Origin of the sequence: Nocardia suismassiliense (genome assembly GCF_900269665.1) — a bacterium.
In the GTDB taxonomy this organism is placed as follows: domain Bacteria; phylum Actinomycetota; class Actinomycetes; order Mycobacteriales; family Mycobacteriaceae; genus Nocardia; species Nocardia suismassiliense.
Genome location: NZ_LT985361.1, coordinates 1,065,301 through 1,090,902, shown reverse-complemented (window position 1 = coordinate 1,090,902; position 25,602 = coordinate 1,065,301). Strand labels below are relative to the sequence as shown.

General features: G+C 67.7%; 21 protein-coding genes. 7 read left to right on the top strand and 14 right to left on the bottom strand.

The genetic code is table 11. From position 1 onward, the window contains the following. Positions 1–602: 602 nt before the first annotated feature. Positions 603–2,183 carry an amidophosphoribosyltransferase gene (purF, locus tag DBO33_RS04980; RefSeq protein ID WP_107653978.1) on the bottom strand — a complete coding sequence of 527 codons (1,581 nt, stop codon included), beginning with the start codon at positions 2,181–2,183 and terminating at the stop codon, positions 603–605. Between the two features lie 235 nt (positions 2,184–2,418). Here purF and DBO33_RS04975 point away from each other — a divergent pair, with 235 nt between their 5' ends. Continuing rightward, positions 2,419–3,687 carry a YhgE/Pip domain-containing protein gene (locus DBO33_RS04975; RefSeq protein WP_107659989.1) on the top strand — a complete coding sequence of 423 codons (1,269 nt, stop codon included), beginning with the start codon at positions 2,419–2,421 and terminating at the stop codon, positions 3,685–3,687. A 75-nt stretch (positions 3,688–3,762) separates the two neighbouring features. Here the strand turns inward: DBO33_RS04975 and DBO33_RS04970 are convergent, their stop codons facing one another. Together DBO33_RS04970 and DBO33_RS04965 are read right to left on the bottom strand one after the other, a co-directional pair. Continuing rightward, positions 3,763–4,155 carry a sterol carrier family protein gene (locus tag DBO33_RS04970; RefSeq protein ID WP_107653977.1) on the bottom strand — a complete coding sequence of 131 codons (393 nt, stop codon included), beginning with the start codon at positions 4,153–4,155 and terminating at the stop codon, positions 3,763–3,765. A 10-nt stretch (positions 4,156–4,165) separates the two neighbouring features. Continuing rightward, complete coding sequence (locus DBO33_RS04965) at positions 4,166–4,936, bottom strand: phytanoyl-CoA dioxygenase family protein (protein ID WP_107653976.1); 771 nt, start codon at positions 4,934–4,936, stop codon at positions 4,166–4,168. Positions 4,937–5,141: 205 nt separating this feature from the next. Between DBO33_RS04965 and DBO33_RS04960 the strand changes: the two genes are divergently transcribed. From DBO33_RS04960 to DBO33_RS04950, 3 genes are all read left to right on the top strand, one after another. Beyond that, a complete protein-coding gene (locus DBO33_RS04960; RefSeq protein ID WP_107653975.1) occupies positions 5,142–5,675 on the top strand; it encodes a hypothetical protein in 534 nt (177 codons plus the stop codon). A 136-nt stretch (positions 5,676–5,811) separates the two neighbouring features. Next, positions 5,812–6,462 (top strand): TetR/AcrR family transcriptional regulator, encoded by a 651-nt coding sequence (locus DBO33_RS04955; protein WP_107653974.1) that lies wholly within the window; start codon positions 5,812–5,814, stop codon positions 6,460–6,462. Continuing rightward, positions 6,459–7,619 (top strand): FAD-dependent oxidoreductase, encoded by a 1,161-nt coding sequence (locus DBO33_RS04950; protein WP_107653973.1) that lies wholly within the window; start codon positions 6,459–6,461, stop codon positions 7,617–7,619. Before DBO33_RS04955 ends, DBO33_RS04950 begins: the two co-directional genes overlap by 4 nt. Positions 7,620–7,677: 58 nt before the next feature. Here DBO33_RS04950 and DBO33_RS04945 read toward each other — a convergent pair whose 3' ends face one another. The 3 genes from DBO33_RS04945 to DBO33_RS04935 all read right to left on the bottom strand — a co-directional run bounded on the left by DBO33_RS04945 (position 7,678) and on the right by DBO33_RS04935 (position 11,690). Beyond that, a complete protein-coding gene (locus DBO33_RS04945) occupies positions 7,678–9,138 on the bottom strand; it encodes a serine hydrolase domain-containing protein (protein ID WP_107653972.1) in 1,461 nt (486 codons plus the stop codon). A gap of 204 nt (positions 9,139–9,342) precedes the next feature. Beyond that, positions 9,343–9,978, bottom strand: coding sequence for a CPBP family intramembrane glutamic endopeptidase (locus DBO33_RS04940; protein ID WP_107653971.1), 636 nt, complete (start codon positions 9,976–9,978; stop codon positions 9,343–9,345). Beyond that, positions 9,975–11,690 (bottom strand): alpha/beta hydrolase, encoded by a 1,716-nt coding sequence (locus DBO33_RS04935; protein WP_107659988.1) that lies wholly within the window; start codon positions 11,688–11,690, stop codon positions 9,975–9,977. Before DBO33_RS04935 ends, DBO33_RS04940 begins: the two co-directional genes overlap by 4 nt. Positions 11,691–11,973: 283 nt before the next feature. Between DBO33_RS04935 and DBO33_RS04930 the strand changes: the two genes are divergently transcribed. After that, positions 11,974–12,264, top strand: a complete 291-nt coding sequence (locus tag DBO33_RS04930) for a YiaA/YiaB family inner membrane protein (protein ID WP_107653970.1) — start codon at positions 11,974–11,976, stop codon at positions 12,262–12,264. 57 nt (positions 12,265–12,321) lie between these two features. On the opposite strand, the gene DBO33_RS04925 is transcribed toward DBO33_RS04930, so the two are convergent. Next, positions 12,322–14,082, bottom strand: a complete 1,761-nt coding sequence (locus DBO33_RS04925) for an alpha/beta hydrolase (RefSeq protein WP_107653969.1) — start codon at positions 14,080–14,082, stop codon at positions 12,322–12,324. Beyond that, positions 14,082–16,376, bottom strand: coding sequence for a phosphoribosylformylglycinamidine synthase subunit PurL (purL, locus tag DBO33_RS04920; RefSeq protein WP_107653968.1), 2,295 nt, complete (start codon positions 16,374–16,376; stop codon positions 14,082–14,084). Before purL ends, DBO33_RS04925 begins: the two co-directional genes overlap by 1 nt. A gap of 198 nt (positions 16,377–16,574) precedes the next feature. Here purL and DBO33_RS04915 point away from each other — a divergent pair, with 198 nt between their 5' ends. Beyond that, positions 16,575–17,894, top strand: coding sequence for a glycosyltransferase 87 family protein (locus tag DBO33_RS04915; RefSeq protein ID WP_107659987.1), 1,320 nt, complete (start codon positions 16,575–16,577; stop codon positions 17,892–17,894). Here DBO33_RS04915 and DBO33_RS04910 read toward each other — a convergent pair. The 5 genes from DBO33_RS04910 to DBO33_RS42585 form a co-directional block, all read right to left on the bottom strand. Continuing rightward, positions 17,846–19,141 (bottom strand): M18 family aminopeptidase, encoded by a 1,296-nt coding sequence (locus tag DBO33_RS04910; protein WP_107653967.1) that lies wholly within the window; start codon positions 19,139–19,141, stop codon positions 17,846–17,848. The genes DBO33_RS04915 and DBO33_RS04910 overlap by 49 nt on opposite strands. 28 nt (positions 19,142–19,169) lie before the next feature. Beyond that, entirely contained in the window at positions 19,170–20,633 is a 1,464-nt protein-coding gene (locus DBO33_RS04905) for a S1 family peptidase (RefSeq protein ID WP_159080120.1), read from the bottom strand. Positions 20,634–20,738: 105 nt separating this feature from the next. Next, positions 20,739–21,959, bottom strand: a complete 1,221-nt coding sequence (locus DBO33_RS04900) for an ABC transporter permease (protein WP_107653965.1) — start codon at positions 21,957–21,959, stop codon at positions 20,739–20,741. Next, positions 21,956–22,807: an ABC transporter ATP-binding protein gene (locus tag DBO33_RS04895; RefSeq protein WP_199856931.1), complete on the bottom strand. Its 852-nt coding sequence runs from the start codon at positions 22,805–22,807 to the stop codon at positions 21,956–21,958. Before DBO33_RS04895 ends, DBO33_RS04900 begins: the two co-directional genes overlap by 4 nt. Positions 22,808–23,248: 441 nt before the next feature. Beyond that, complete coding sequence (locus DBO33_RS42585; RefSeq protein WP_159080119.1) at positions 23,249–23,416, bottom strand: hypothetical protein; 168 nt, start codon at positions 23,414–23,416, stop codon at positions 23,249–23,251. Here DBO33_RS42585 and DBO33_RS42580 point away from each other — a divergent pair. Continuing rightward, positions 23,415–23,663, top strand: a complete 249-nt coding sequence (locus tag DBO33_RS42580; protein ID WP_159080118.1) for a hypothetical protein — start codon at positions 23,415–23,417, stop codon at positions 23,661–23,663. The two genes, DBO33_RS42585 and DBO33_RS42580, sit on opposite strands and share 2 nt — an antisense overlap. Before the next feature lie 906 nt (positions 23,664–24,569). On the opposite strand, the gene DBO33_RS04885 is transcribed toward DBO33_RS42580, so the two are convergent. After that, a complete protein-coding gene (locus DBO33_RS04885) occupies positions 24,570–25,418 on the bottom strand; it encodes a class I SAM-dependent methyltransferase (RefSeq protein ID WP_107653962.1) in 849 nt (282 codons plus the stop codon). Between the last annotated feature and the right edge of the window lie 184 nt (positions 25,419–25,602).

Genomic DNA, 25,602 nt, shown 5'->3' with positions numbered 1-25,602 from the left:
GACAGGTGCGGACGCAATGAACTTCCGATCTGACGGGCACCGTACCCACGAACCATTTCCGGCACGTTGCGTTTTCACAGAAAAAATCACCGGGCCGTTAGCAGGCGTTGCAAATAGTGCACCGAGGGGGCCAGATCACCGGACGAATGTCCAGGAACGCACTGGATCGCCGATATGGGCGTCTCGAAGACGCCACGGCACATGGCAGGACAAACATGGGCGTTTACCGCGACGCGCGAAATCGACTCGCCGTGTGTGCTGCGCGAAATGGGCGCGTTTCGGTGCACCGGATGGTGGTTCGTACCAAGGCGGAAGAGACCGGGCCGAGATAGGCGGCTGGGTGTCGCAGTTACCGACACGCGGCAGCGCGAAGCCTGCAAGAACAGTCATCCGGCGCATGACAGACCGACGATGACGGGCGGTTGCGCATACCTACCCGGCGTGCGCACGAGTACCCGGCAGGCGCATGCGCGAGTGACCGCCGGCAATGGAGGCTGCCAAGGCAGGACGACCGTCCACCGCGCGACGGCCACAGCGCGGACGCCCCGGGGCCGGACTGACGACCGTGACGGCACGGCCCGAATCAACGGCCCGCCCAAGCACTACGGACGACTCAGCGCACTCGCATTCGCGTTCTCGCCCAGCAGCAGCGCCTCCGGCTGCCCGGTGAGCATGCCTTCGAGCACGTTCTTGCCGATGGCCGCCTCGGTGGGCAGGGCGATCGGGTAGTTGCCGTCGAAGCAGGCGCAGCACAGTCGCGAGCGGGGCTGTTCGGTGGCGGCGATCATGCCCTCGGTGGAGATGTAGCCGAGGGTGTCCGCGCCGATGGAACGGCGCACGCCCTCCACCATCTCGTCGAAGCTGCCTTCGGCGCCGGACCCGTTGGCGATCAGTTCGGCGGGCGAGGCGAAGTCGATGCCGTAGAAGCACGGCCACTTGACCGGCGGCGAGGCGATCCGGACGTGGATCTCCAGCGCGCCCGCTTCGCGCAGCATGCGGATGAGCGCGCGCTGGGTGTTGCCGCGCACGATCGAGTCGTCCACCACGATGAGCCGCTTGCCGCGGATGACCTCGCGCAGCGGGTTGAGTTTCAGTCGGATGCCGAGCTGACGGATGGTCTGGCTCGGCTGGATGAAGGTGCGTCCGACGTAGGCGTTCTTCATCAGGCCTTGGCCGTAGGGCACGCCCGACCCTTGGGCGTAGCCTACCGCGGCCGGGGTACCGGATTCGGGCACCGGGATCACCAGATCCGCGTCGACCGGATGCTCCTTGGCGAGCAGGCGCCCGATCTCGACGCGGGTGGCGTGCACCGAGCGGCCCGAGATGGTGCTGTCCGGCCTGGCCAGGTAGACGAACTCGAAGACGCAGCCCTTGGGTTCGGGATTGGCGAAGCGCATCGAGCGCACGCCGTCGGCGTCGATCGCCAGCAGTTCGCCGGGCTCGATCTCCCGGACGAACGCCGCACCGACGATGTCGAGTGCCGCGGTTTCGCTGGCAACAACCCAGCCACGGTCCAGCCTGCCCAGGCACAGCGGGCGGACGCCGTGCGGGTCACGCGCGGCGTAGAGCGTGTGCTCGTCCATGAAGGTCAGGCAGAACGCGCCCTTCAGCGTCGGCAGCAGCTCCATCGCCGCCTTCTCGATGCTGGAGTCGGCGGAGGCGTGCGCCAGCAGCGCGGTGATCACATCGGAGTCCGACGTCGCGGCGATCGGCTGCGGGCGGCCGTTGGCCACCGTCGCGCCGATGAGCCCGAGTTCCCTTGCGCGGCCTGCCAATTCGGCGGTGTTGACGAGATTGCCGTTGTGGCCCAAGGCAAGTCCGGAACCCACCGAGGTGGTCCGGAAGATCGGCTGGGCATTTTCCCAGGTCACGCCGCCGGTGGTGGAGTAGCGGCAGTGCCCGACGGCGATGTGGCCCGGCATGGCGGCCAGCGTCTGCTCGTCGAACACCTGGCTGACCAAGCCGAGATCCTTGAAGACCAAGATCTGCGAACCGTCGGATACCGCGATGCCCGCCGCCTCCTGTCCGCGGTGTTGCAGCGCGTACAAGCCGTAGTACGTGAGCTTCGCCACGTCCTCGCTCGGCGCCCAGACTCCGAACACGCCACACTCTTCGCGTGGCTCGTTCTCGTCCTGATCGGGGGTGGCGGAAGTAGCGTCAACCGGCAGTTCGGCGTTGGTCACCGTTTGCTCCCTGTTCGGGCGGGCTGGGGGCACGTTTCATTCTACGGGTGAAACTTCGATCGCGATCACCGCCACCGCATACCAGTAGCAATCCGGCGTGGCGCAGCGGCCGGGGAATTCGGTGACGGTAGCTGTTACGGTGCGATCCGTGACGACTACCGACAGCGCGGATTCAGGCAGCGGGGCGGGATCGAACACCGGAGGCAGCACGCCGCAGCGCAGGCCATGGGCACGGCTGGTGCTGTTTCCCATCGGCGTGCTGACGCTGCTGACGGCTCTGCTCGGCATCATGTATCTGGATTACGTCGTCGATCCGGAGAAAAATCTGCACGATTTCCCCATCGCCCTGGTGAACCAAGATGTGGGCGATGTCATCAAAAAGGCCGACAGCCAGCAGCAGGTGAATTTCGGTAACCAGATCACCGAGGCGCTGGAAAAGGGCGTGCCCGCGGACAAGGTCGACCTGCGGGTGATCAGCATCAGCGAGGCCGAGCGGCAGCTGCAGTCCGGCGAGGTCTACGGCGCGCTGGTCATCCCGAGCGATTTCAGCAAGCGCCTCGGCATCCTCGGCGTCGGCAGCGTGATTCCCGGTGACATGGAACGCCCGATCATCACCCTGCAGACCAACCCGCGCACCGGCGCGTTCGGCACCCAGATCGTGCTGCGGGTGGGCAACCAGGCGCTGACCGAGGTGAACAAGCAGGTCGGCAAGCAGCTCACCGATCAGGTGACCGAGCAGCTGAAGCCGCAGGCCGGTGCGCCGCCCGGGCCCGAGCTGTCCGGCGCGGCCCGGGTCGCGCTCGCCGATCCGGTGAAAGTGGTTGTCCAGCAGTACCATCCACTGCCCGACGGCACCGGCCAAGGGTTGAGCGCGTTCTTCTACGCACTGCTGTTGCTGCTCGCCGGGGTGGTCGGCGCGATGGTCATCCACACCATGATCGATGCCCAGCTCGGCTTCATCCCCACCGAGTACGGGCCGTGGTACGTGCACTATCCGCCGACGCCCATCTCCCGCTTCCGCACCCTGCTGATCAAGTGGGGCGTGATGGTGGTGACCGCGAACATCGTCTCGGCGGTCTTCCTGATCGTCGGCAAGATCCTGGACATGCCGATCGATCATCCGCTGGCGCTGTTCCTCTACAGCGCGCTCGCGATGATCGCTGTCGGCGTCACCGGTCTGTCCACGCTGGCCGCGATCGGCTCGGCGGGCCTGCTGGTGAACCTGATCCTGTTCATCATTCTGGGCCTGCCCTCCTCCGGCGGCACCGTGCCGATCGAGGCGACGCCGCAGTACTTCGGCTGGCTGGCCTCCTTCGAACCGATGCACCAGGTGTTCCTGGGGATCCGCGCCATCCTCTACTTCGACGCCAACTTCGAAGCGGGCCTGGCCCGCGGCGTCTGGATGGCCGTGGCCGGACTGGCCATCGGTTTGGCCTTCGGCGCCATCATCACCCGTTTCTACGACCACAAGGGTCTGCACCGCAGCAATCGCGTCGCCGCCTGATCAGGGCGGATCCGCACTCGGTCGCGGGAGCCGCACTCGCTGAGGGCGGGTGCGGATCCCGCGAAAGCGTGCGGGTCAGTCCTCGGCGGGACGGGCGATGGGGAGCCAGCGCGCGACTTCGGTCGCTCGGCTGCCCGAGGCGGTGAGGGCGCCGGAGTCGAGGGCGGTGGCGAAGTCCAGCAGGCCGGTGGCCAGCAGCAGCCAGGTGCGCGGGTCGGTTTCGACGACGTTCGGCGGGGTGCCTCTGGTGTGCCGCGGACCTTCGATGCACTGCACCGCGACGAACGGCGGGACCCGCACCTCCACCGAATGCCCGGGGGCCGCGGCCGCCAAAGTGCGCGCGGTCGTGCGGACCGCCGCCGCGAGTTCGGTGCGCGCGGGCGCGTCCACCGAGTCGTCCCGCAGCCACGCACTCACCGCATCCACCGCCGACCGCAGCTCGGCCGGACTTACCGCTTGTCGAGCCACGTAACCGAGATTACCGGTCGAGTCCGCGGCGGATGGCGCGCTCCACCGGCGAGTACGCGCCGTCCGCGCGATCCAGTACGCAGGGGCCGCGCGACAGCAACGGCGGCTGCGCCAGGAAACGCGCCGACGTGCCCCGATGTCGTTGCGCGGCATGTACCAGGAAGGGGTGGCAGAGGTAGACGTCGCCGGCCCGGCCGGTGGCCACCGCCTCGGGTAGGTCGGCGGTCGCCCGCACGTACGGGAACTGCGCCAGGTCCGCACCCGCTTCCCCGAACGGTGCCAGCAGAGCGGGCACCCGAAGGTGCGACCCGACCCGAATGCGGGTCGGCGCGTCGTCGGCGCCGATATCGGAGAACAGGAACAGCATTAGCAGGGCGCGGCCTTGCGACCACAGATTCACCCGCCAGGTGAAGTAGTCGGCCGGGTCGTCACCGGGGAAACTGACGTCGATATGCCAGCCGTCGTCACCGGGCGGCCCGCCGACCGGAAAGCGAACCGGGAAGGTGCCCAGGCTGTTTCGCGGCAACCAGCGCCCCCGGCCGACGAGCTGATCGAACGCCGCCGTCAAGGCGGGCGCGGTGGCTGCGCGCGCGAAAGGTTCGTCGGCGAAGTCGCCGAGCCGGATCACCGGTTGCGTCCAGGTCGAGCGGTCGTCGGGGTCGCAGCCGGTCGCGCGCCACAGAATCGCCCGGGCCGCAGCCGCCACTTCGCCCGGAAACGCCTGCTCCAGTTTGACGAAGCCATCGCTGATGAAGGATTCGATCTGCGTGTCGTCGAGCATGAGATCCTTTCGTCGCCCCAACCATGGCCGAGAGCGGGCACGTATCGCCACCGATTTTGTCCCGCCGCGGCGGCATCCCAGGGCGGCCGACCTGAACACGGTCACCTGCGGTGACCAGGCGAAACGTGGAAATGCCTGCGCGGCTGCGCTACTCCCCTGCTGTCGACGTCTCGGCAATGTCGCACGTGGCGAATACGCTGCGACGGTGATTGTGCAGGAAGTCCAGTTCGCCGCAGCCTTGGCTCGGGCCATCGCCGAAGACCTGAGAGCGCATCCACCTGCGGGTGCGCTCGTGCGTGTCGTGATCCGCTGGTTCGAGGAAGACAACCCGCTGAATCTCGGCGTCCATGTGCTCGACTCCGAGCAACGAGCCGACGTGGCACCGGAAGACGCGTGGTATCCCCTGGAGTGGGAGAACCTCGAGGACGAAGAAGCGCGCTTCGAGCGGCTCTCCGAACACCCCGACGTGCAGCGGACCGGAGCAGCACTCGCCGCCGCGTACCAGGCGGGCACGGTGGAGCCGGTCGAAGACGACGAATGGCTGCCGGCACCGGCCATTCTCGACGCCGTCCGCCGTCTCCCCGCGGAACTACAGGCGGCGGGGCTACCGCTCGATGACGACTTCGCTGCGGCGGCCGCACATTTCGAGGGCATGGGGCCACTCGCCGTGCTCCAGCAGCTCGCTGCCCCACACGTTCTTGCCGCATTGGCGGCACGCGGTGAAATGCCGACCGAATAGCCGTCGGGAACTGGAGCCGCTACTCACCGGTTTCGAGGCAAGCCGCCGCACTCACCCGCGCACGAAACGTGGAAATGCTTGCGCGGCTGCGCCGCTCACTCATACTGTAAGTAAGTAGTTACTTACAGGAGTGCGGATGGCTGACTCGACGCGAGAACGGGTCATGGCGGCGGCGCTGCGGCTGTTCGGGGAGCAGGGTTTCGCGCGGACCACCGTGACGCAGATCGAACGGGCCGCAGGACTCTCGGGCGGGTCCGGGGCGATGTACCGGCATTTCCGGTCCAAGGACGAGCTGCTGGTCGAGGCGGTGCGGTCGCGGCTGACCGAGCGGGGCGAATGGGCATCGTTCCTCAACCCGGATTTCTCGGTGCTGGCCTGGCTCGATTCGCTGGAGCCGCAGGGCTCCACGGTCGACAAGCTGACAATGCTGTGCCGGATCGGGCTGGCCAGGCTCGAGCACGACCGCGATGTGAACCGAATCCTGATGCGCGACAACTCGATCGGGACCGCTGCGCTCGAGGTGTTCCGGCGCGAGGAGTACCTGGTTTTCGTCTCGGCGGTACTGCGCGGACTGCTGGAGCTCACCGATCCGCAACGGCAGGACCAGGATTGGGAGGCCGCCGCGGCGGTGGTCGTCGGCGCGGTCGCGCACTACTGGCTGATCAGTGACACCTTCGGCGGCGAACACCCCACCGCGGTCGACCCGGACCGCTATCTGCGCTCCATCGCCGAGATGGTCGTCGCCCGACTGGGGTGGACCGGCACACAGGGAGAGGGAACAGCATGACAACACACGTCACGGTGATCGGCGGCGGCCTGGCCGGCCTGACCGCGGCCATCGCACTGGCCGAGGCGGGTGCGGCGGTGCGCCTGTACGAGGCACACCACACCCTCGGCGGCCGCGGCCGGGCCACCGCGCCGCCGTATGTCGCACACGACGGTGCGCATGTCTTCTACGCCGACGGCCCGCACTACACGTGGCTGAAAAAGCATGGCTTCGTCAGTGATCTGGGCTGGCCCAGCCTCGGGGACTGGACGCGGGCGGGTTTCCGGGTCGACGGCCGGGTGCGCGCGCTGCCGCCGATCCGGATGCTGCGTGCCCAGGCCCGCGGCAGGCTGCGCGCCCCGGTCGATCAGGACTTCCGCGGCTGGGCCTCGGCCCGCTGGGGCGAGCGCACCGCCGAGCAACTGGCCAACGCGATCAGCGTGGTGACCTACGACGCCGACACCGGCCGCCTGTCCGCAGCCTTCGTATGGGATTTGTTCCAGCGTGTCTTCGGACCGAATATTCCTGCGGTGCGCTGGGTACGCGGCGGCTGGCAACGCGTCATCGGCCGAATGGCCGAGCGCGCAACGGAACTCGGCGTCACCATCGAGACCGGCGCGCGGGTCGATCAGCTGCCGACCGACGGGCCGGTGCTGGTCGCCACCGAATTGAGCTCCGCCAGAATGCTGCTCGGCGACGACAGCCTCCAGTGGACCAGCGGCCAGTGCGCCCTGCTCGACATCGCGGTCACCGCGTCTCGCGGCGACCGCACCCTGGTGTTCGACCTGGACGAGGGCGGGTTCCACGAGAGCTACACCATGCAGGACGACACCATCGCGCCGCCGGGTGAATCGCTGTTCCAACTGCAAATGCCCACCCGCGCGGGCGAATCCCCCGGCGATACGCAACTGCGGCTGGGCCGGTTCGCCGACACCGTGCTGCCCGGCTGGCGGGACCGCACCACATTCCACCGCACCGGGGCCGCGAAGGGCCGCACCGGCGCACTGGACCTACCCGGTCAGACCTGGCGCGACCGGCCCGCCATCGACCGCGGCAACGACGTCTACCTGATCGGCGACCAAGTCGCCGCCCCGGGCATGCGTGGCGAAATCGCGATCAACAGCGCGCTGCAAGCGGCTCACCGAGCGGCGATATCGGTCACGAAGACCGGAGCTTGACCGCTGGCGGCATGCCGAAAAGGCCGGGTTATGGCCCGGCCCTTCGGTTTCGGATTGATCAGACGGACTGCTTCGGGGTGGCGCGCATACCGACGTAGCAGACCTCGGTGCCGTCGGCGAGGGTGGCGAAGACGACCGGCATATAGTCCTCGCTGAACGACGGGCCCGCACCGGAGGCGGCGAACACCGCCTCGGCGACCGGGGTGAGCTCCATGCTCAGCGGCGGCGACATGTCCTTCATCTCGTCCACGAATTCGTAGAGCATGTGCGCGGAGCCGTCGTCGCGCTTGCTCACCGTGACGACAACGCCCGCGCGGCGGTAGGTGCCGGCGAACGGTGCGATGTCCACCTGGACCGGCGGATTCGCGGGAGCGAAGGGCTCCGGCATCCGCACCCCGGCCAGTTCGGCGAGCAGTTCCCGGAACAGCGCGGCGTAAAGCTGGCGTGCGCCACCACCATTGGTGAGCAGAGCGACGGCGACGCCCGCCTCTGGGATGGCTCGCAAGTAGGCGTACTGGCCGATCGCGGCGCCGTCGTGACCGAAGCCCTTGATGCCGTCCCAGTCGTACAGGGTCCAGCCCAGGCCCCAGCCGTCCGCGCTGACGGTCCACTTGTCCGGCACGTCGACCTCCCGCTGCTGCATCGCCGCAACGGTTTCCGGCGACATCACCACGGTGCCGTCGGCGGCGCGGCCACCCTCGAGGTGCATCCGGGCGAACCGCACCATGTCACCCGCGGAGCTGATGACCCGTGCTGCGGGCGCGGCCGAGCGCGGCATGATGTCCCACTGCGGCGCCGGGTCCGGGTACCTACCCGGCTCGCCCAGGTGGCTCATCGCCACGCGGAACCGCAGGGCCTGCTCCGGCAACGTCATCAGCTGGTCGAGACCCAGCGGGGTGGCGAGCAGGTCCTGCACGGCCTCGTCGAAGGTCTTGCCGGTCAGCACCTCGATCACCCGGCCGAGCACCACGAAACCGAGTCCGCCGTAGGACGTCCCGGCGCCCGGCGTGCAGTCGAGCGCGACTTCTCTTGCGGCCCGGACATATTCGGCAAGGCAGTTGTCACCGCGGCCGCCGTCGTAGTTGAAGTCGTTGGTCACGCCGCCGGTGTGGCTGAGCAACTGCCGGACGGTGATGGTCGCGGTGGCTTCCTCGTCCGGGGTGGCGAACTCGGGCAGCACGTCGACGACGGGGGCGTCGAGGTCGAGCTTGCCCTGATCGACCAGTCGCATGATCATCGTGGCGGTGTAGACCTTGGCGACCGAGCCGCACAGGAACACCGAGTCCGGGGTGACCTCCACGCCCGTACCGCGGTGCAGGACGCCACTGGCGAGCTCGTAGACCTTGCCGTCGACCAGAATCGCCAGCGCCGCACCCGGCACATGATGGGTGGCCCGGAGTTCGTCGAGCCGCCGCTGCCAGCGCGCAACCGAGAAATCTCGCCCGGTCGAATCGGTGCTGCCCCAGTCGCCCTGCGCCTTCCAGTCACCCTCGGTGTCCCAGCTCACGGTGTTCGACATTGTGTTCTCCTGCTCTACATCCAGTCGGCGTGTACGCCGTTCTCCTGTTGCGAACACTGTACGCACAGCGGAACGCTGTGCGCAAGTGCGCATGGTGTTCCTCGATATTTGCCTCGTAAGCGGTCGGAGAGTTGCGCAGACGTCATGTGGGGCGAGGAAGGACCTGGCCCGCCGACAGCAGCTGCCCGGATGTGTTGAGCCGGTTTACTTTTCGGCAGTACCGATCAGCCGAGCCAGACGAGGCGCGACAGCGCCACCCGCATTGGTGGCCAGATGCAGCATGGCCGGCGCCGTGATGCTTCCCGTGCGGCGGCGCAACCAGCCGAACGCGAAACCACCCGCAGCCGTGGCGGCCACGGTGACTGGAACACTGTCACCCGCGGCACGGGCCGGATGCACATGCCAGAGCCCGAAGGTCAACGCACCCAGCACCGATCCGGCACGGGAACCGAAGACGTTGTCCAGCAACGGTTCCAAGGTGGCCCGAAAGATCATCTCTTCGCCGTAGACAGTGCCGATCGGGATATGCACCATGATCCATTCGGCGGCGTCGACCTCCGGCCCGCGATCGATGAACTCGCGCAGCCCTTTCCGCACCGAGGGAATCGCCAAGGCCACCCCGTAACCGGCGGCGACCAGCGCGGCGGACACAGCACCGTATCGAAATGCCTTCGCGGAGAACCACTTCGGCTCGCCACGGAAAGCGATGGCATAGGCGGTGGCGAATCCGGCATTGGCGGCGGTCCTACCGCGCACACCGAGCCCGAGCCCGGGTAGCACCCAGTTGCTCCACGCCAGTGGAATCCCGACGGCGACAACAGTTTCCGGAACTCTACTCACTTGATCTTCCGCTCGAAGTCCTCGGTGGCCTCGATCTCGGCCCTGATCCGGTCGGACAGGCCCGCGTTCCAGTCCGGCGGCGCGGCGATGGCCGCCCATCCGTCGAGCACCAGGCTGCCGTAGCGATGCCCGTGCCCGTCGGTGACGCCCTGCGCATTGGTGAGGTCGGCGGCGACCTGCCAGAAGGTGACGAACGGCCACCAGCGCATCTGTGAGGAGACGTCGGCGCCGCGCGGTTCGGACAGCCAATCCGGTTGGGAGAAGATCAGATCCGTGGACCACCAGACGATCGGATCGGACGCGTGCTGCAGATAGGCGATCCGCGGCGGCCGCCACTCGGTGGACGGTCGCGCGAGATCGGCACTGTCGGAGGCGAATCGCACCACCAGCCCGTCGGCGTACACCGGCTGGACCTCCCGCGAACCGGGATCGCGCCGCGAAACGAACTGCTGCCATAGTCGATTCGAGTTCGGCGGGCCCACCCACAGCGCGCCGTCCACCTTCGTCCGCAGGTCGGCCAGCCCGTCGAAGGCGGCCTCGGAGCCCTGCGAGCCCAGGCTCTCCCCGTACACCAGCAGCTTGGGGCGCTGCTCCCGCGGCCGCGCGCTCCAGTGCCGGTAGATCGCGTCGAACATGGCCCGGCCCGCGGTCATCGCCTTGCCCCGGTCCGCCAGGAACGACAGCACGCTGGGCAGATACGAATACTGCGAGGCGACGATCGCGCTGTCCCCGCCGTACATGTACTCGATCGCGCCGGCCGCCATGGCGTTCACCCAGCCGGTGCCGGTGGTCGTCATCACCACGAGCACCTTGCGATCGAACGCGCCGGTGCGCTCGAGCTCCGCGGCGGCCAGTTCCGCCGGATCCTCGTCTCCCTTGGCCGATTCCAGCCCCACGTAGGCGCGGATCGGTTCGCGGGCCGGCTTGCCGGTCACCTCGCCGATCTTGCTCGCGGTCGGCCCGTGCGAGACGAACCACCGCCCCTCGTACCCGAGGGTCTCCCATTTCGCCAGCGAGGCGGGGCTGCCCGAGCGTTCGGGCTGCACCGGCTGGATCGCGTTCGCCGAGGTGTGATCGTTGCGCACGCTGAACGCGGAGTTCGCCACGGCGAAGAACGCGCGCGAGGCCACACCGTTGAAAATCGTCACGGCCAGCAGGACGAGTACCAGGAACCCGGCGGCGGGCGCCAGCTCGCGCGGCACCCGCACCCACTGGTTGAGCAGCCGGGCGAAGAACCGGATGATCTCGCGCACCGTGCGATACACCGAGACCACCGCCACGCCGACTGCCAGACTCAGCAGGCCCGTGCGCAGGTAGGCGGGTGTCGTGGTGCCTTCCATGCCCATCAACGCGGTGATCTCGCGCTGCCAGCGCGCCGACTGGACCAGCATCAGCGCCGCACTCAGCGCGGCCGTGAACAGGATTGCGGACTTCACCGCGTAGCGCACCCAGGTCGGCGGTGGCGGAATCCGGGTCAGCCGGGGCCGCACCCACAGCCGGAACAGCCACTCCAGCACGCAGCCGACGCCGTACCCGAGCGCGGCGTTGATCCCGCTGATCAGGCCCTGGAACAGCCAGTCGCGCGGCAGCAGCGACGGCGTCACCGACAGGGCGAAGAACACCGTCGCGACGACCAGCCCGGCATAGTTCAGATCGATGATGTCTTCCGCGCGCCGCACGAGGACGACGCCGCGGGCACGCAGCTTCGTCATGGTGGAGGCGGGCACGAGCACGGGACTCAGCGCGCGCGGAGTTCGGGCGCGGGCGGGTCCGTTGCGATCATCACCGCAACAGTATGGCGGGCGACCCACGGATATTTCTGACACGGTGGGCCGAGGCGATGTTGCCGCCGGGCCGCCTGGTCGGCCGACGCCGAAGATCGGATGCGCAACGCGACGCCGTCACGGAGTCCCCGACCTCGATCGGCAACTACCCAGACCGCTCGAGTAGTTGTACGCGGTTGCGCGCGTGCGCGTGTCGGCAGACTTCCTACCTATGAGCACTCCCAACGCACAGTCGAAGACCACCTCGGCCTTCATCGCGCAGGCCGCGATCGCGTTCGGTGTCAGCTTTCTCGGGGCGGGCATCGGAATCTGTTATCTCCCATTGGACATGTGGCAGCGCGGCTTCCTCGCGATGTCGCTGCTGTTCCTGGTGACCAGCACCTTCACCTTGGCGAAGGTGGTGCGTGACCAGCACGAGGCCGCGACCGTACACGGTCGCATCGATCAGGCACGGTTGGAAAAGCTGCTCGCAGAGCACGATCCGTTCAACACCGTGACCTGACGACGCGCCTGGGCGGGCCTTGTGCACGAGGGGTCCCGGCCCGCCCAGGACCGCGTCCTATTTCAGCGAGCGTTCGCGAACCGCCGACGCTTCCAAGTAGTTTCGGATCCGATCCGAGAGCTCCGCCGACCAGTCCGGCGGCTCGGCGAGCGCGGCCCAGGCATCGAGCACCAGCGTGCCGTAACGATGCCCGTGCCCGTCGTTGACGCCTTGCGCGTTCGGCAGATCCGCGGCCACCTGCCAGAAGGTGACGATCGGATACCACGCCATGGTCGGCGACACATCCGCGCCGCGCGGCTCGCGCAGCCAATCCGGTTCGGTGAACAGCAGATCCGGCGACCACCAGATCACCGGATCGGACGCGTGTTGCAGATAGGCGATGCGCGGGGTGAGCCAGGTGCTCGACGGCCGCCACAGGTCGCCGCGGCCGTCGGCGAACCGCACCACCAGGCCGTCGGCGTAGGTCGGCAATACCTCGGGTGAGCCAGGGTCGCGACGGGTGACGAATTCGCGCCACAGCCGGTTCGAGTTGGGCGGACCGACCCACAGCACCCCGTCGGATTTGGTCCGCAGATCCGACAGGCCGGTGAACGCGCCCTCCGAACCCTGCGAGCCGAGGCTCTCCCCGTAGACGAGCAGTTTCGGACGGGCGTTCGCCGGACGTGCCGACCAGTGCTCATACACCTTGTCGAACACCAGCTTTCCCATGCGCGTCGCCTTCTCCTTGTCCGAGAGGAACGACAGCACGCTGGGCAGATACGAGTACTGGGTGGCCACGATCGCGGTATCGCCGCCGTACATCAGCTCGACGGATTCGGCGCTGGTCGAGTCGACCCAGCCGGTGCCCGTCGTGGTCACCACGACCAGCGCTTTGCGGTCGAAGGCGCCGGTGCGCTCCAGCTCGGCGGCGGCCAGCTCGGCCTGCGCCTCCGGTCCGTCCGCCGATTCAAGACCGGTGTACACCCGGATGGGTTCGCGCGCGGGTTTGCCGGTGACCCTGGCGATGTCGTCGGCGCTCGGCACGTAGGAGACGAACCAGCGGCCCTCCGAGCCGAGGGTCTCCCACTTGGCCAGCGAGCTCGGACTGCCGGACCGTTCCGGCAGTTGCGGCTGGGTGGCGTGGGGAGAGGTGTGGCTGTTGCGCACGCTGAACGCCGAATTGGCCGCCGCGAAAAAGGCTTTGGCGAGCACGCCGTTGAACAGTGTGACGGCGAGGATGGTGACGATCAGCGCGCCGATGGGCAACGCGAACTGACGCGGGATGCGCACCCGCGCGGTCAATTCGCCCGCCACCCATCTGATCAGCCATCGGACGGCCCGAAACACCCCGATCACCAGCGCGATCACGGCGGCACTCAGCGCACCGGTGCGCAGGAAGCCCGTGGTCGTGATGTCGTCCATGCCCATCAACGCGGTGATCTCGCGCTGCCACCGGGCCGACTGCACCAGCATCACGATCGCGACGATCACGCAGCCGAGCAGCACCGCCACCTTGACCACAGTCGGCAACCACGCGGGCAGATCAGCGAATACCTTTGCCACGGCGGGCGGTAACTGCACCTTCGGCCGAATCCACCTGCGGTACACCCACTCCAGCAGGCACCCGACGCCGTAGCCGATGGCCGCGTTGACCCCGCCGATCAGCCCTTCGAACAGCCAATCCCGCGGCAGCAGTGACGGTGTCAGCGACAACGAGAAGAACAGAGTGGCAACGACCAGCCCGACATAGTTCGGGCGAAAGAAGCGCTCGACGGCGCCGGCAAATCGACCGGCGCCGTTGCGCTGACTTACTGAGACCGCTCCAGCCTCAGCTGTCATCAGATGGCGCTTGCTCCGAACAACTTCGGCAGCGTGCCCTCGTGCGCGGCCCGCAGCTCGTCCATGGGGACGGTGAACTGTCCTTGCACCTCAACCGAGTCCGTGCCCTGATCGACCACACCGATGCGCACCCACGGCAGTTCGCGGGCGGTGCACATCTTGGTGAACCGGGTCTCCTCCGAGCGCGGCACCGCGACGAGCACGCGACCCGCCGACTCGGAGAACAGCGTCACGAACGGATCGGCATCCTCGGGAAGCAGGATGCGGCAACCGGTTTCGCCGGCCAGCGCGGCCTCGACGACGGTCTGGATGAGCCCGCCCTCCGAAAGGTCGTGCGCGGCACTGATCATGCCGTCGCGCGAACCCGCGGTGAGCACCTCGGCCAGCAACTGCTCGCGGGCGAAGTCCACCGTGGGCGGCACGCCGCCGAGGTGGTCGTGCACGACCTGGGACCAGATGGAGCCGCCGAATTCGTCGCGGGTGTCGCCGAGCAGGATCAGCGTCTCCCCCGGCTCCAGGCCGAGCCCGGTCGGGATGCGCCGGTGCACGTCGTCGATGACGCCGAGCACACCGACCACCGGGGTCGGCAGAATGGCGGTCTGCCCGGTCTGGTTGTAGAAGCTCACGTTGCCGCCGGTGACCGGAATGCCGAGCGCCACACAGCCGTCCGCGAGACCGCGGACCGCCTGCTGGAACTGCCACATCACGCCGGGATCCTCGGGCGAACCGAAGTTGAGGCAGTTGGTCACGGCCTTCGGGGTGGCGCCGGTGGTGGCGACATTGCGGTAGGCCTCGGCCAGCGCGAGCTGCGCGCCGGTGTACGGGTCCAGCTTGGTGTAGCGGCCGGACGCGTCGGTGGCCAGCGCGATACCGCGACCGGTCTGCTCGTCGATCCGGATGACACCGGCGTCGGCGTGCTCGGCGAGCACGGTGTTGCCGCGCACGTACCGGTCGTACTGCTCGGTGATCCACTTGCGGCTGCACAGCTGCGGGCTGGCCAGCATCTGCAGCAGCGTCGCGCGCAGTTCGTCGCCGGTCTTCGGGCGGGTCAGCTTGTCGGTGCTGTCGGCGATCAGCGCGTCCTGCTCGTCCGGGCGCCGCACCGGGCGCTCGTAGACCGGGCCCTCGTGCGCGACGGTGCGCGGCGGCACGTCGACCACGGTCTCGCCGTGCCAGGTGACGATCAGCCGGTCACCGTCGGTGACCTCGCCGATCACCGTGGCCAGGGTGTCCCACTTGCGGCACACCGCCATGAACGCGTCCACGTTCTCGGGGGTGACCACCGCGCACATACGCTCCTGCGATTCGCTGGAGAGCACCTCGGCCGGGGTCATCCCGGTGGCCCGCATCGGCACCTGGTCCAGTTCGATGCGCATGCCGCCGTCGCCCGCGGCGGCCAGTTCGGAAGTGGCACAGGACAGTCCGGCGCCGCCGAGGTCCTGGATGCCGACCACCAGCTTGGCCGCGTACAACTCGAGACAGCACTCGATGAGCACCTTCTCGGTGAACGGATCGCCGACCTGCACGCTGGGCAGCTTCTTGCGGCCGGTGCCCGACTCGTCACCGGAGAAGGTGTCCGAGGCGAGCACGGAGACACCACCGATGCCGTCGAGGCCGGTGCGCGCGCCGAACAGAATGATCTTGTTGCCGGTGCCGGAGGCGAAGGCCAGGTGCAGGTCCTCGACCCGCATCACGCCCGCGCACAGCGCGTTCACCAGCGGATTGCCTTGGTAGGACGGGTCGAACACGGTCTCGCCGCCGACATTGGGCAGGCCGAGCGAGTTGCCGTAACCACCGACACCACGCACCACGCCGTCGACCACGCGACGGGTATCGGCCGCGTCCGCCGCGCCGAAACGCAGCTGATCCATCACCGCGATCGGGCGCGCGCCCATCGCCATGATGTCGCGCACGATGCCGCCGACGCCGGTCGCCGCGCCCTGATACGGCTCGACATAGGACGGGTGGTTGTGGCTCTCGACCTTGAAGGTGACGGCCCAGCCGTCGCCGACATCGACGACGCCGGCGTTCTCACCGATGCCCGCGAGCATCGAGGCCCGCATCTGCTCGGTGGTGGTCTCGCCGAAGTAGCGCAGATGCACCTTCGACGACTTGTAGGAGCAGTGCTCGCTCCACATCACCGAGTACATCGCCAGTTCGGCGTCGGTCGGCCTGCGGCCGAGGATTTCCTTGATGCGCGCGTACTCGTCGTCCTTCAAACCCAGCTCTTTATAGGGTTGCGGCACGTCAGGAGTTGCTGCGGCTGCGCTGACGGTGTCGACCTGCGAAGTCACGGGGTACCAGGGTCCTTTCGGGCCGGGAGCGCGAAGCTGGGGATTCGCCTGGAAGTTTAGCCGTGACCGTTGGCGGGCAACGGGCCGCATCGGCCCCGCGCCCGGTTCGCCGGAATCCTGTGCGCCAGGTCACAGGCCGCGAGCGCTACCGTGCGCGCCGACGAGGGTCACACACCGGCCACGGATACGCTGGGCCCCGTGAACGAACGATCGGGGGTTGCGGATTCCGCTGAGCCGGTTGCCTCGAAGAACCCCACCTCGACGGCGCGCGTCCCGTTGTCGCGTGAGCAGCTGCGCTGGCTGCTGATCGCGGTCGGCCTGTTCGCCGCGTCGGCGGCGCTGTCGCTACTCGTGCACTGGTGGTCCGGCTACATCGATCTACAGGTGTACCGCAACGGTGCCCGGGTCTGGCTCGACGACGGCGAACTGTACGGGCCGATGCCGCCGGTCGCCGGAATCGGCTTGCCGTTCACCTATCCCCCGCTCGCCGCGCTGTTCTTCGCCCCGCTGGCCCTGATGCCGCTGCCGGTAGCCGAGGTGCTGGTGCTGGTGACCTCGCTGGCCAGCCTCGCCGTCACGCTCCGGGTGGTGCTCGCGCGGATCCGGCCCGAGCTGTCCCGGGTCACCGCTTGGACGATTGTCATCGGCGCGGTCGCCCTGCTGCAGACGTTCGAACCGCTGCGCCAGACCTTCGGTTTCGGCCAGATCAATCTGGTGCTGATGGCCGCGATCACGCTGGACTGCCTGGTGCGCAAGCCGTTCTGGCCGCGCGGCATGCTGATCGGCATCGCCGTGTCGGTGAAGCTGATTCCCGGCGGGTACCTGCTGTACTTCCTGCTGCGCAAGGACTGGAAGGCGGCGGGCGCGCTGGTCGTCTCCGCGATCGGGGCCGTCGGGCTGGGTTTCCTGCTGTTCCCGAGCGATTCGGCCGAGTACTGGTTCCACACGCTCGCCGACACCGGCCGGATCGGGCCGCCGTACTTCGCTGGTAACCAGTCGATCAAGGGCATGGTGTTCCGGCTCGGCGTCGCCGACTCGGTGGCCACGTTGCTGTGGATCACGCTGTCACTGGTGGCGGTCGTGCTGGCCGCCGTCTGGATGCGCAGGCTGATCGACACGGGTGCGTCCGTGGCCGCGCTGATGGTGAATGCCGCGGTGGTGCTGCTGGTTTCGCCGGTCTCCTGGTCGCACCACTGGGTGTGGATCGCGCCCGCGCTGGTGGTGACGGCGGACGCGATCGCACGCGGCCGGAGTGCCGGACCCGCGCGCGAGCGCGGCACCTGGAACACCCGCAGCCCGCTGTTCCTCGGCTCCGTCGGCGCCATGAGCGTCATGTTCCTCATCGGACCGCAGTGGCTGCTGCCGCACTCCGAGGACAAGGAACTCGGCTGGGCCTGGTGGCAGCAGCTCATCGGTAGCAGTTATGTGCTCGCCACCCTCGCGGTGTTCGTGGTCGCGGTGGCGACCTATCACCCCGTGACGGCGGGTGTCAGGAAGGCGGCCAGCGCCGCGGCGTAGGCCGGAACATCGGCGGCGCCCATTATTTCGCGCGCCGAATGCATGGCCAGCTGGGCCGCGCCGACGTCGACTGTCGTCATACCGGTGCCCGCCGCCGTCATCGGGCCGATGGTCGATCCGCACGGCAGATCGGCGCGATGCACGTAGCGCTGCAACGGAACTCCCACCTGTTCGCAGGCCAGCGCGAACGCGCCCGCACCCGCCGCGTCGGTGGCGTAGCGCAGGTTCTGGTTGACCTTGAGCACCGGTCCGCCGTTCACCTGGATACGGTGCGCGGGCTCGTGCCGCTCCGGGTAGTTGGGGTGCGTCGCGTGCGCCATATCACCGGAGGCGCAGATCGAACCGGCCAGGGCGGCAAAGAATTCGCCGCGATCGCCGCCGCGGGACAGCACGATGCGCTCCAGCACCGTCGGCAGCAGATCGGACTGCGCGCCGCGATCGGACTGGCTGCCGACCTCCTCGTGGTCGAAGGTGGCGAACACGGGAATGGCCGCACCGGGCTCGGCGACTGCGGCGAGGAAGGCCTGCAGGCCCGCGTAGCAGGTGCCCTGGTTGTCCAGCCGGGGCGCGCTGACCAGATCCTGGTCGCGGCCGACGAGCCGGCTCGGCGCCAGGTCGTGGGTCATCAGTTCCCAGCCGAGCAGCGCGTCCGGGTCGAGGCCGGCCTGCTCCGCGACGAACGCCAGGAAGGAGCGTGCTTCGTGGCCGACGCCCCATACCGCGTTCACGTGCCGCTGCGGGTCCAGCGTGACGCCCTTGCGGTCGTCGGAGAGATGGATGGCCAGCTGCGGCACCCGCAGGATCGGCTCATCGATGCGAACCAGCTGCTCGCGCACGGTGTTTCCGTCGCGCACGCTGAGCCGCCCGGACAAGCCGAGCTCGCGATCCAGCCAGGAATTGAGCCAGGCGCCACCGTAGGGCTCGAGGCCGACCAGCTGCCAGCCCGCCGACGTCAGATCCGGGTGCTGCTTGACCCGCAGGTTCGGACTGTCGGTGTGCGCACCGACCACCCGGAACGGTGTCACCCCCGCGGCGTCCGCCGTCGCCCACGCGACCAGCGAGCCGCCGCGCACCACGTAGTGCTTGCTCGGGCCGTCCGCGGGCCACGGCGCCGATTCGTCCAGCCGGGTGAAGCCGTTGGCGTCCAGCTCGGCGGCCACCGTCGCGCAGACGTGGAAGGGCGAGGGCGACGCGTCGATGAACGCGCACAATCCGGTGGCCGTAGCGGCGGTCGTGGAAACGGGCATGCTCGCGATCTTAGGGGGCACCGCCGGATCAGCTGGTGCGGACTTTCAAGCCGGGATGGTCGCGCAGCACCCTGCTCAGCGGCTGACCGAGCAGCACCGGGAGGTGCCCGCAGGTGCCGTCGAACAGGGTGGCGGTGGTGACGATGGAGCTGGTGATGCCGACCGCCTTGGTACCCGCCATGATCGGCCCGCCGCTGTCACCTTGATGCCCGCACAGGGTGGTGATGAACATGTCCTCGAACTGGACCGGATCACCGTGGCCCGGTACGCCTTTCAGCCGGGCGACCTGGCCGGACGCGAGCACCACGCCGCAGGAGTAGCCGGACCGGAATCCGGCCTTGCACACCACGGCGCCGTCGATCGGATCCGCCGTGCCGTCGATGGGCACCACCCCGCTCTCGCGGATCGACGCGTCCGGCACCTGGCTGGTGTTGCTGCCGGTATCCAGCGTGGGCGGCACCACCGACCGGGTCGGCGGCGACAGCTCGCCCGCCGAGACCAGGTTGTTCCGGAATCGGGGCGCGGCCGCCTCGTTGATCCGCAGGATCCCGTAGTCGTACGGGCTGAAGCTGGATACCTCGAAGTAGCCGAGTTCGGTGCCCAGCTTCGGCTTCTCGCCGGGCACATACTCCTTGTCGGACGTGCCACGCACGGTGAAGACGCGCTGCGGTCCCTGCTTGCGTTTCGCCTGCGCGACAAGGTTGTTGGGGTCGCAGTGGCCCGCGGTGATATTGACCGCGCGGCCTTTCGCGTCGGTGGCGTGGAAGCCGAACGAGCACCGATGGACCTCACCGTCGACCTCGAAGGCGTAGGACTGGCCGCCGACGATGGCGTCGTCGGGCCCCTCGGCCGCGATGGGCCGCACCTCGTCGGCGGTGTTGTCGGACCAGGTTTCCGGCATCGTCGCCGCGATCGCTCGCACCGGCCCCGCCTCGGCGGGCAGCTGCGTGTCTTTGGCGACCCGCACCGCGAAACTGTTGTCCGCCAGGTCGATTCCGTACCCGAAGATCGACTCGGCGACCGCGCCGGTCTGCGCGGCCAGCCAGCGTTCGAACGCGGCGCGCCGCTCCCGCAGCGTCGCCTCGCTGGCGGACACCGTTTCCACGGTGAAGCCCGCCGCCTCGGCGGCCGCCCGTGCGTGCCGGGAACTCACCCCGTCGGTGAGCGAGACGATCGGGCGACCGCCGTCCATCCGGACGCCCGCGAAGGCGGCCGGGTGCGCGATCCGGGCCGACCTGGCGAACTCGGACAGTCGAGTCGTCAGCGCGACCCGGCGTGCGTACTCCGCGGCGTCGATGCCGAGGTCGCGCCCCAACGCGTCGATCAGGCTCGGCGGCAAGGAGATTGCCCCGGACGGCGGGGCGGCCGAGACAGGGACGGCCGCCGATCCCGCGGCCAGGGCGACACAGCACATCAGCGCCGCCTGTCGGCAGCGACGTAGTGCTGTGCCGCGACCTAGCGTCTTGTCGCGTAGACGGGGACCGAACGACATCGATGAGCCTCCTACCAGACCTGACAGTGGGTGTCGCCCGATGCTATTAGTCACACCAGTCACAAAACGGACTATCCGGTCCAGTCGCGTGTCATTGCCGTTTCACTATGCGTGCGCGCGGAGCGCGGTGCGCAGCGACACCCGGCTGCCGGTGAGCAGGACGGCGTTGCCGTAGATCCGGCCTGCCAACCGGGCCACCAGCGCGATGGTCAGCACCATGGCCACCAGCGCGCCCGTCATCTGCCAGCCGGGTACGTCGTAGGCCGCCCGCATGGGCATCACCACCGGCGACAGCAGCGGGATCATCGACAGCACGGTCGCGGAGGTCCCGTGCGGATCCGCGGGCACGATGGACTGCCCGATCAGATACGCCGCGATCAACACCACCGACACCGGGACCGCCACCGACGCGAGATCCTCCTGCCGCGACACCAGCGACGCGGCCGCCGCGACGACGAGGGCGTAGAGGAAGTAGCCGAGCAGGTACCACACCACCGCCCAGCCGACCACGCTGCCGACCATCGCGGTCGAAAGGTCCAGCACCCCGGTGGCAAAAGCGGTGGCCATACCCACCACGGCAATCAACGTGACCTGGATAATCGTCACGATCCCGATGCCGATCACCTTGCCCGCCAACAGCTCCCACGGACGGATCGTCGCAAGGAGCAGCTCGACGATGCGATTGGCCTTCTCCTCGACGACCCCCTGCCCGGTCAGCTGGATACTGATCAGCAGCATCACGTAGGTGAGCACGCCGATCACCGCCGCCATGCCGATGCGCGCGCCACGATGAGCGTCGGCCGGCTGCAGCGGCTGCACGGCGATCTTCGCCGCGGCGATCGCGCTCTCGACGGTGGCCGGATCCCCGCCGAGCCAACTGATTTCCTGATGCAGCGCGGCCTGCCTGGCCACCAGGCCGAACGCCGTGCGCAGCCCGTCCGGCAGCGCCGATTTCACCACCACCTGCAGCTGCCCGTCCGCGGCGCCGACCAGCAAGGCCGCGAGATCGTCCGCCCGGATCTGCTCTTCACCGGCGGCCCGGTCGACCACGGTGGTCTCGATCGACTGACCGGCCGCCGCGCCCGCGGCGACCAGCAACGGCTGGAACTGCGCCGTATCCGCCGTCAGGCCAACCTTTTCCACGGCGGCGGTGGTGCCGCGATCGATGAAGTGGAACAGCAGCACCGTGCCCGCGACGGCGAGCACGAGGATGGCGGTGATCGCGACGAAGGCTTTCGACCGCACCCGCACGTTGATCTCGCGGCCCGCGACGATGCGAATCGCTTGTGTCGGAGACAGCTTCGGGTCACTCATCCGCTCACTCATGCCGCCACCTCGGCCGAGTCGACGGTCGCGTCCCGGAACAAATCGGTCAAAGTGGGCTGCACCCGGCCGAATTCGCGCACCGGCCCGGCGGCCAGCGCGGTGGTCAGCACCAGATGGTCGTCGACGTGGTCTTCCAGGCGCAGGATCCATCGGGACGCTTCGCGCCCGCGCACCGACACTCCGGGCATTCGGGTGATCCAGTCGTCGTCCAGGCCCGGCGCATCGATCGCGACCAACGCCGGTGCACGACCGCGCAATTCATCAACCGTGCCACAGGCCACCATGGTCCCGTTCCGGACGATTCCGACACGGTCACACAGCCGTTCGACCAGATCGAGCTGGTGCGAGGAGAACAGCACCGGGCTGCCCTTCTCCGCGCTGCGTTCGCGCAGGACGGAGCTCATCACCTCGACCGCAACGGGATCCAGCCCCGAGAACGGCTCGTCCAGCACCAGGACGTCGGGATTGTGCACCAGCGCGGTCGCCAACTGGACCCGCTGCTGATTGCCGAGGCTGAGCTTCAACACATCGTCCTCGGCGCGCTGCTCGATCCCGAGGCGCAACATCCACAGCTGCGCGGCGGTGGACGCTTCGAAGTCCGAAAGCCCGTGCAGCCGAGCGAAGTACTGCAGCTGCGCGCCCACCTTCATCCGCGGATAGAGCCCGCGCTCCTCCGGCATATAGCCGATGCGCCGCCGCGTCGCCAGATCCACCGGCCTGCCGTTCCAGCGGACTTCCCCGGCGTCGGCGGCCATCACGCCCATGATGATTCGCATCGTTGTCGTCTTCCCCGCGCCATTGGACCCGACGAACCCGAACAACTCACCGGGTTGCACGTCGAACGTCATGTCGGACAAGGCGACAACGTCCCCGTAGCGCTTGACCAAGCTCGAAATTTCCAACACGTAGAATTCGCACCTTCCACTCGTCGCACGATCGTCTTCGCGTCCACGAGGCGGCTCGATTCGCCGCACCGTTCCGCAGGCGGACGCCGCTAGCGGCACGGCGTCACCATGCCAGGAAACAACCTGCCCCGCCGCATAACACACCGAATAGGCCGTTTTTCTCGTGACGGCACAGCACATCCGCTTATACCGCACGCTCTTCCGATTAATTACGACCGCGCCCCGATCTACCATTCTTTCGTCACGGTGACGCCTTCGGTTCGCGCATGCCGCAAGAACTTTCGGCCGCGATGCGCGCGTTGCCCGCTCATACCACCGACTTTGTTGAGTACCATCACCGCCGGGTCACCGACCCGACAGTCAGATGAACTCTACGAAGGGTGACTACATGACGATGCGCAAAGCCCGATACACGATCGCCGCACTTGCCTTCAGCGGATTCTCCGCCGCCACTGCATTGTTCGGATCAGGGGCCGCATCCGCCGATCTGGCCACCGACTTGGCGCCCCTGATGACGACGAAATGCTCGTTCAGCCAGTTCGATGCGGCCATGCGCGACATGGAACCCGCTGTCGCGGCCAAGTTCGACGCGGACCCGATCCAGAAGGCCGTTCTGCAAACAGCACTCTCGCAGCCGGTATCTCAGCGCCAAGCGGCATTCGAGATGTTCAACAAGAGCTTCGGCCAGATGTCGGCAATGCACGCGAACAACACCACCGCCACCGATGCGAGTGCCGATGCCAACGCCGACGCGCGTGCGGCAATCCGCAAAGTCACGGCCTCCTGCGACCGTTACTGAGGCATAGCGCCGACCGCTGACCCCGGGTCGGATCGACGACCACTTCTGCAGACCGATGCCGCTCGAGCGCGAATATTTCAGACCTTTTGTTCGGATTATTCATTCGGACACACCGCGCGAAAAAAGCTGCTATAGGCCGTCGGTTCAGAAAGATACGTCGACGCGAAATTTCCGACACGCCGGGACAGTTCAGCGTCAACAACGCCACACTTGGCATGATCTCTTCTGCTACACAACACCCAACCGTCCCAACGAAGGAGTAACTCGTGCTGTTGTCTGTTACCGTCCCGCTCGGTCTCGGTGTCGCTGCTGCTGTCGGCCTGATTGTGGCCGCTCTCGGTCTGCTCTGAGAAAAAGCAGCAAATTCTGACGGTGGGGCCGAGGGCTTTCAGAAGGAAGACTCGGTCCTGCTTCGAATTCCGAGATCTGTTTCGAGTCGGAATCAGCATCTCGTACGTTGGACCCACACTCATCTGCCAATGAAGGAGTAACTCATGCTGCTGTCTGTTACCGTCCCGCTCGGTCTCGGTGTCGCTGCTGCTGTCGGCCTGGTCGTGGCCGCTCTGGGCTTGATCTGAGAATCGCAGCCTCTTGCGCACAGTGGAGCCGGCACAAGCCGGTGTCCACTCTGATTCCCGAGTTCGGTCGAGCCGGATCAAGCATCCTCGATTCGACCACTCACACTCACTCGAACCAAGAAGGAGCAAACTCATGCTGCTGTCCGTGACCGTTCCCCTGGGCCTGGGCCTCGCCGGCGTCATCGCACTCGCCGTGTCTGCGCTGGGCCTGCTCTAAACCATCATCTCTGAGCTAAAACTAAATGCGGGGCCGAGCGACTGCAGACGCTCGGCCCCGCATTTGTTGTTCGACATTCTCTGGCCGCATATTCGGGCCTACGCCACTACCTCAGGCGGGGGACATGCGCAGTACCCCAGCCCACGGCCGATTACCGGCGTGCCGCGGATCCGGCTCCAGCACGGAAGCGAGCAGCCGCATCTTGAGCGGCAGACGGCCCGCTCGTCGCGCATGGGTGTACACCGATTCCAGATCCGTTGCCAGCCAGCCGCGCTCTTCCAGATAGGCGATCGGATCGTCGGAGACGAACCGGAACGGGGCGTTCTCGAACATGGTTCCGTACGACCGCTCCATGCCGTTCTGCATCGTCGTATTCATGACGTCGACGATCCACCACTGGATGTTCGCGGCGCGCAGTGCGCTCGCCAGCTCGCTGACCTGCTCGTCCTCCAGGTACTGGATGAGCCCCTCGGTGATGACCAGGGTCTTGGCCGGGTCCACCACCGCGGACTTCAAGAACGAGCGCAGCGTCTCCGCATCCGACAGGTCCACCTGATGCCGTTCCAACCGGCACTTGGGTGTTTCATCGGCCAGCAACTGCGTCTTCTCGGTGACCAATCGGGGCAGATCGGCTTCGATCCAGGTCAGTTCGGCGGGCAGGTCGAGGCGGTACGGGCGCGTGTCGAGCCCTGCCGCGAGATTCAGCACCCGAGTGCAACCATGGGCCAGTGAATCCTGAATCAGGTCATCGATAATTTTGGTCCGGACGACAACACCCAGTCCGCTGCGCACTTTCTTCGGCGCCGCCTGGATGATCTCGTAGCCACTGGCTCCTGCCATGCGATCGGCGAATGGATCACAGATTAGTGCGTCTTTTCGGGAAGATTCGATGGCCCGATATGCAGCTGCCCATCGCGCCGTGTCCGAAACATCGTTGATCAGGGTCTCTGTAGATACCATGCAGGCAGGATATACGGCCGATACCGCCGGTCCACGAGCTGCGCGGCGTGTCCCACCGGGCGAATAGCGGCGGGGTGCAACTTCCCCTCGAAGGACGACTAGTCGCACATTTCGGGCGGGGCGGGGGGCAAAAAGTCGGCGATACTGCCGGGGAAATACCCAACGGGGCCGACGGCTATCGGAT

Coding starts and splice junctions, on each gene's coding strand:
- DBO33_RS04965 (WP_107653976.1), bottom strand. CDS start 4,936: ATGCTCGACGACACGCAGATCGAATCCTTCATCAGCGATGGCTTCGTC.
- DBO33_RS04955 (WP_107653974.1), top strand. CDS start 5,812: ATGGCTGACTCGACGCGAGAACGGGTCATGGCGGCGGCGCTGCGGCTG.
- DBO33_RS04950 (WP_107653973.1), top strand. CDS start 6,459: ATGACAACACACGTCACGGTGATCGGCGGCGGCCTGGCCGGCCTGACC.
- DBO33_RS04945 (WP_107653972.1), bottom strand. CDS start 9,138: ATGTCGAACACCGTGAGCTGGGACACCGAGGGTGACTGGAAGGCGCAG.
- DBO33_RS04935 (WP_107659988.1), bottom strand. CDS start 11,690: ATGACGAAGCTGCGTGCCCGCGGCGTCGTCCTCGTGCGGCGCGCGGAA.
- DBO33_RS04930 (WP_107653970.1), top strand. CDS start 11,974: ATGAGCACTCCCAACGCACAGTCGAAGACCACCTCGGCCTTCATCGCG.
- DBO33_RS04925 (WP_107653969.1), bottom strand. CDS start 14,082: ATGACAGCTGAGGCTGGAGCGGTCTCAGTAAGTCAGCGCAACGGCGCC.
- DBO33_RS04910 (WP_107653967.1), bottom strand. CDS start 19,141: ATGCCCGTTTCCACGACCGCCGCTACGGCCACCGGATTGTGCGCGTTC.
- DBO33_RS04905 (WP_159080120.1), bottom strand. CDS start 20,633: ATGTCGTTCGGTCCCCGTCTACGCGACAAGACGCTAGGTCGCGGCACA.
- DBO33_RS04900 (WP_107653965.1), bottom strand. CDS start 21,959: ATGAGTGAGCGGATGAGTGACCCGAAGCTGTCTCCGACACAAGCGATT.
- DBO33_RS04895 (WP_199856931.1), bottom strand. CDS start 22,807: ATGACGTTCGACGTGCAACCCGGTGAGTTGTTCGGGTTCGTCGGGTCC.
- DBO33_RS42580 (WP_159080118.1), top strand. CDS start 23,415: ATGCGCGACATGGAACCCGCTGTCGCGGCCAAGTTCGACGCGGACCCG.
- DBO33_RS42585 (WP_159080119.1), bottom strand. CDS start 23,416: ATGGCCGCATCGAACTGGCTGAACGAGCATTTCGTCGTCATCAGGGGC.
- DBO33_RS04885 (WP_107653962.1), bottom strand. CDS start 25,418: ATGGTATCTACAGAGACCCTGATCAACGATGTTTCGGACACGGCGCGA.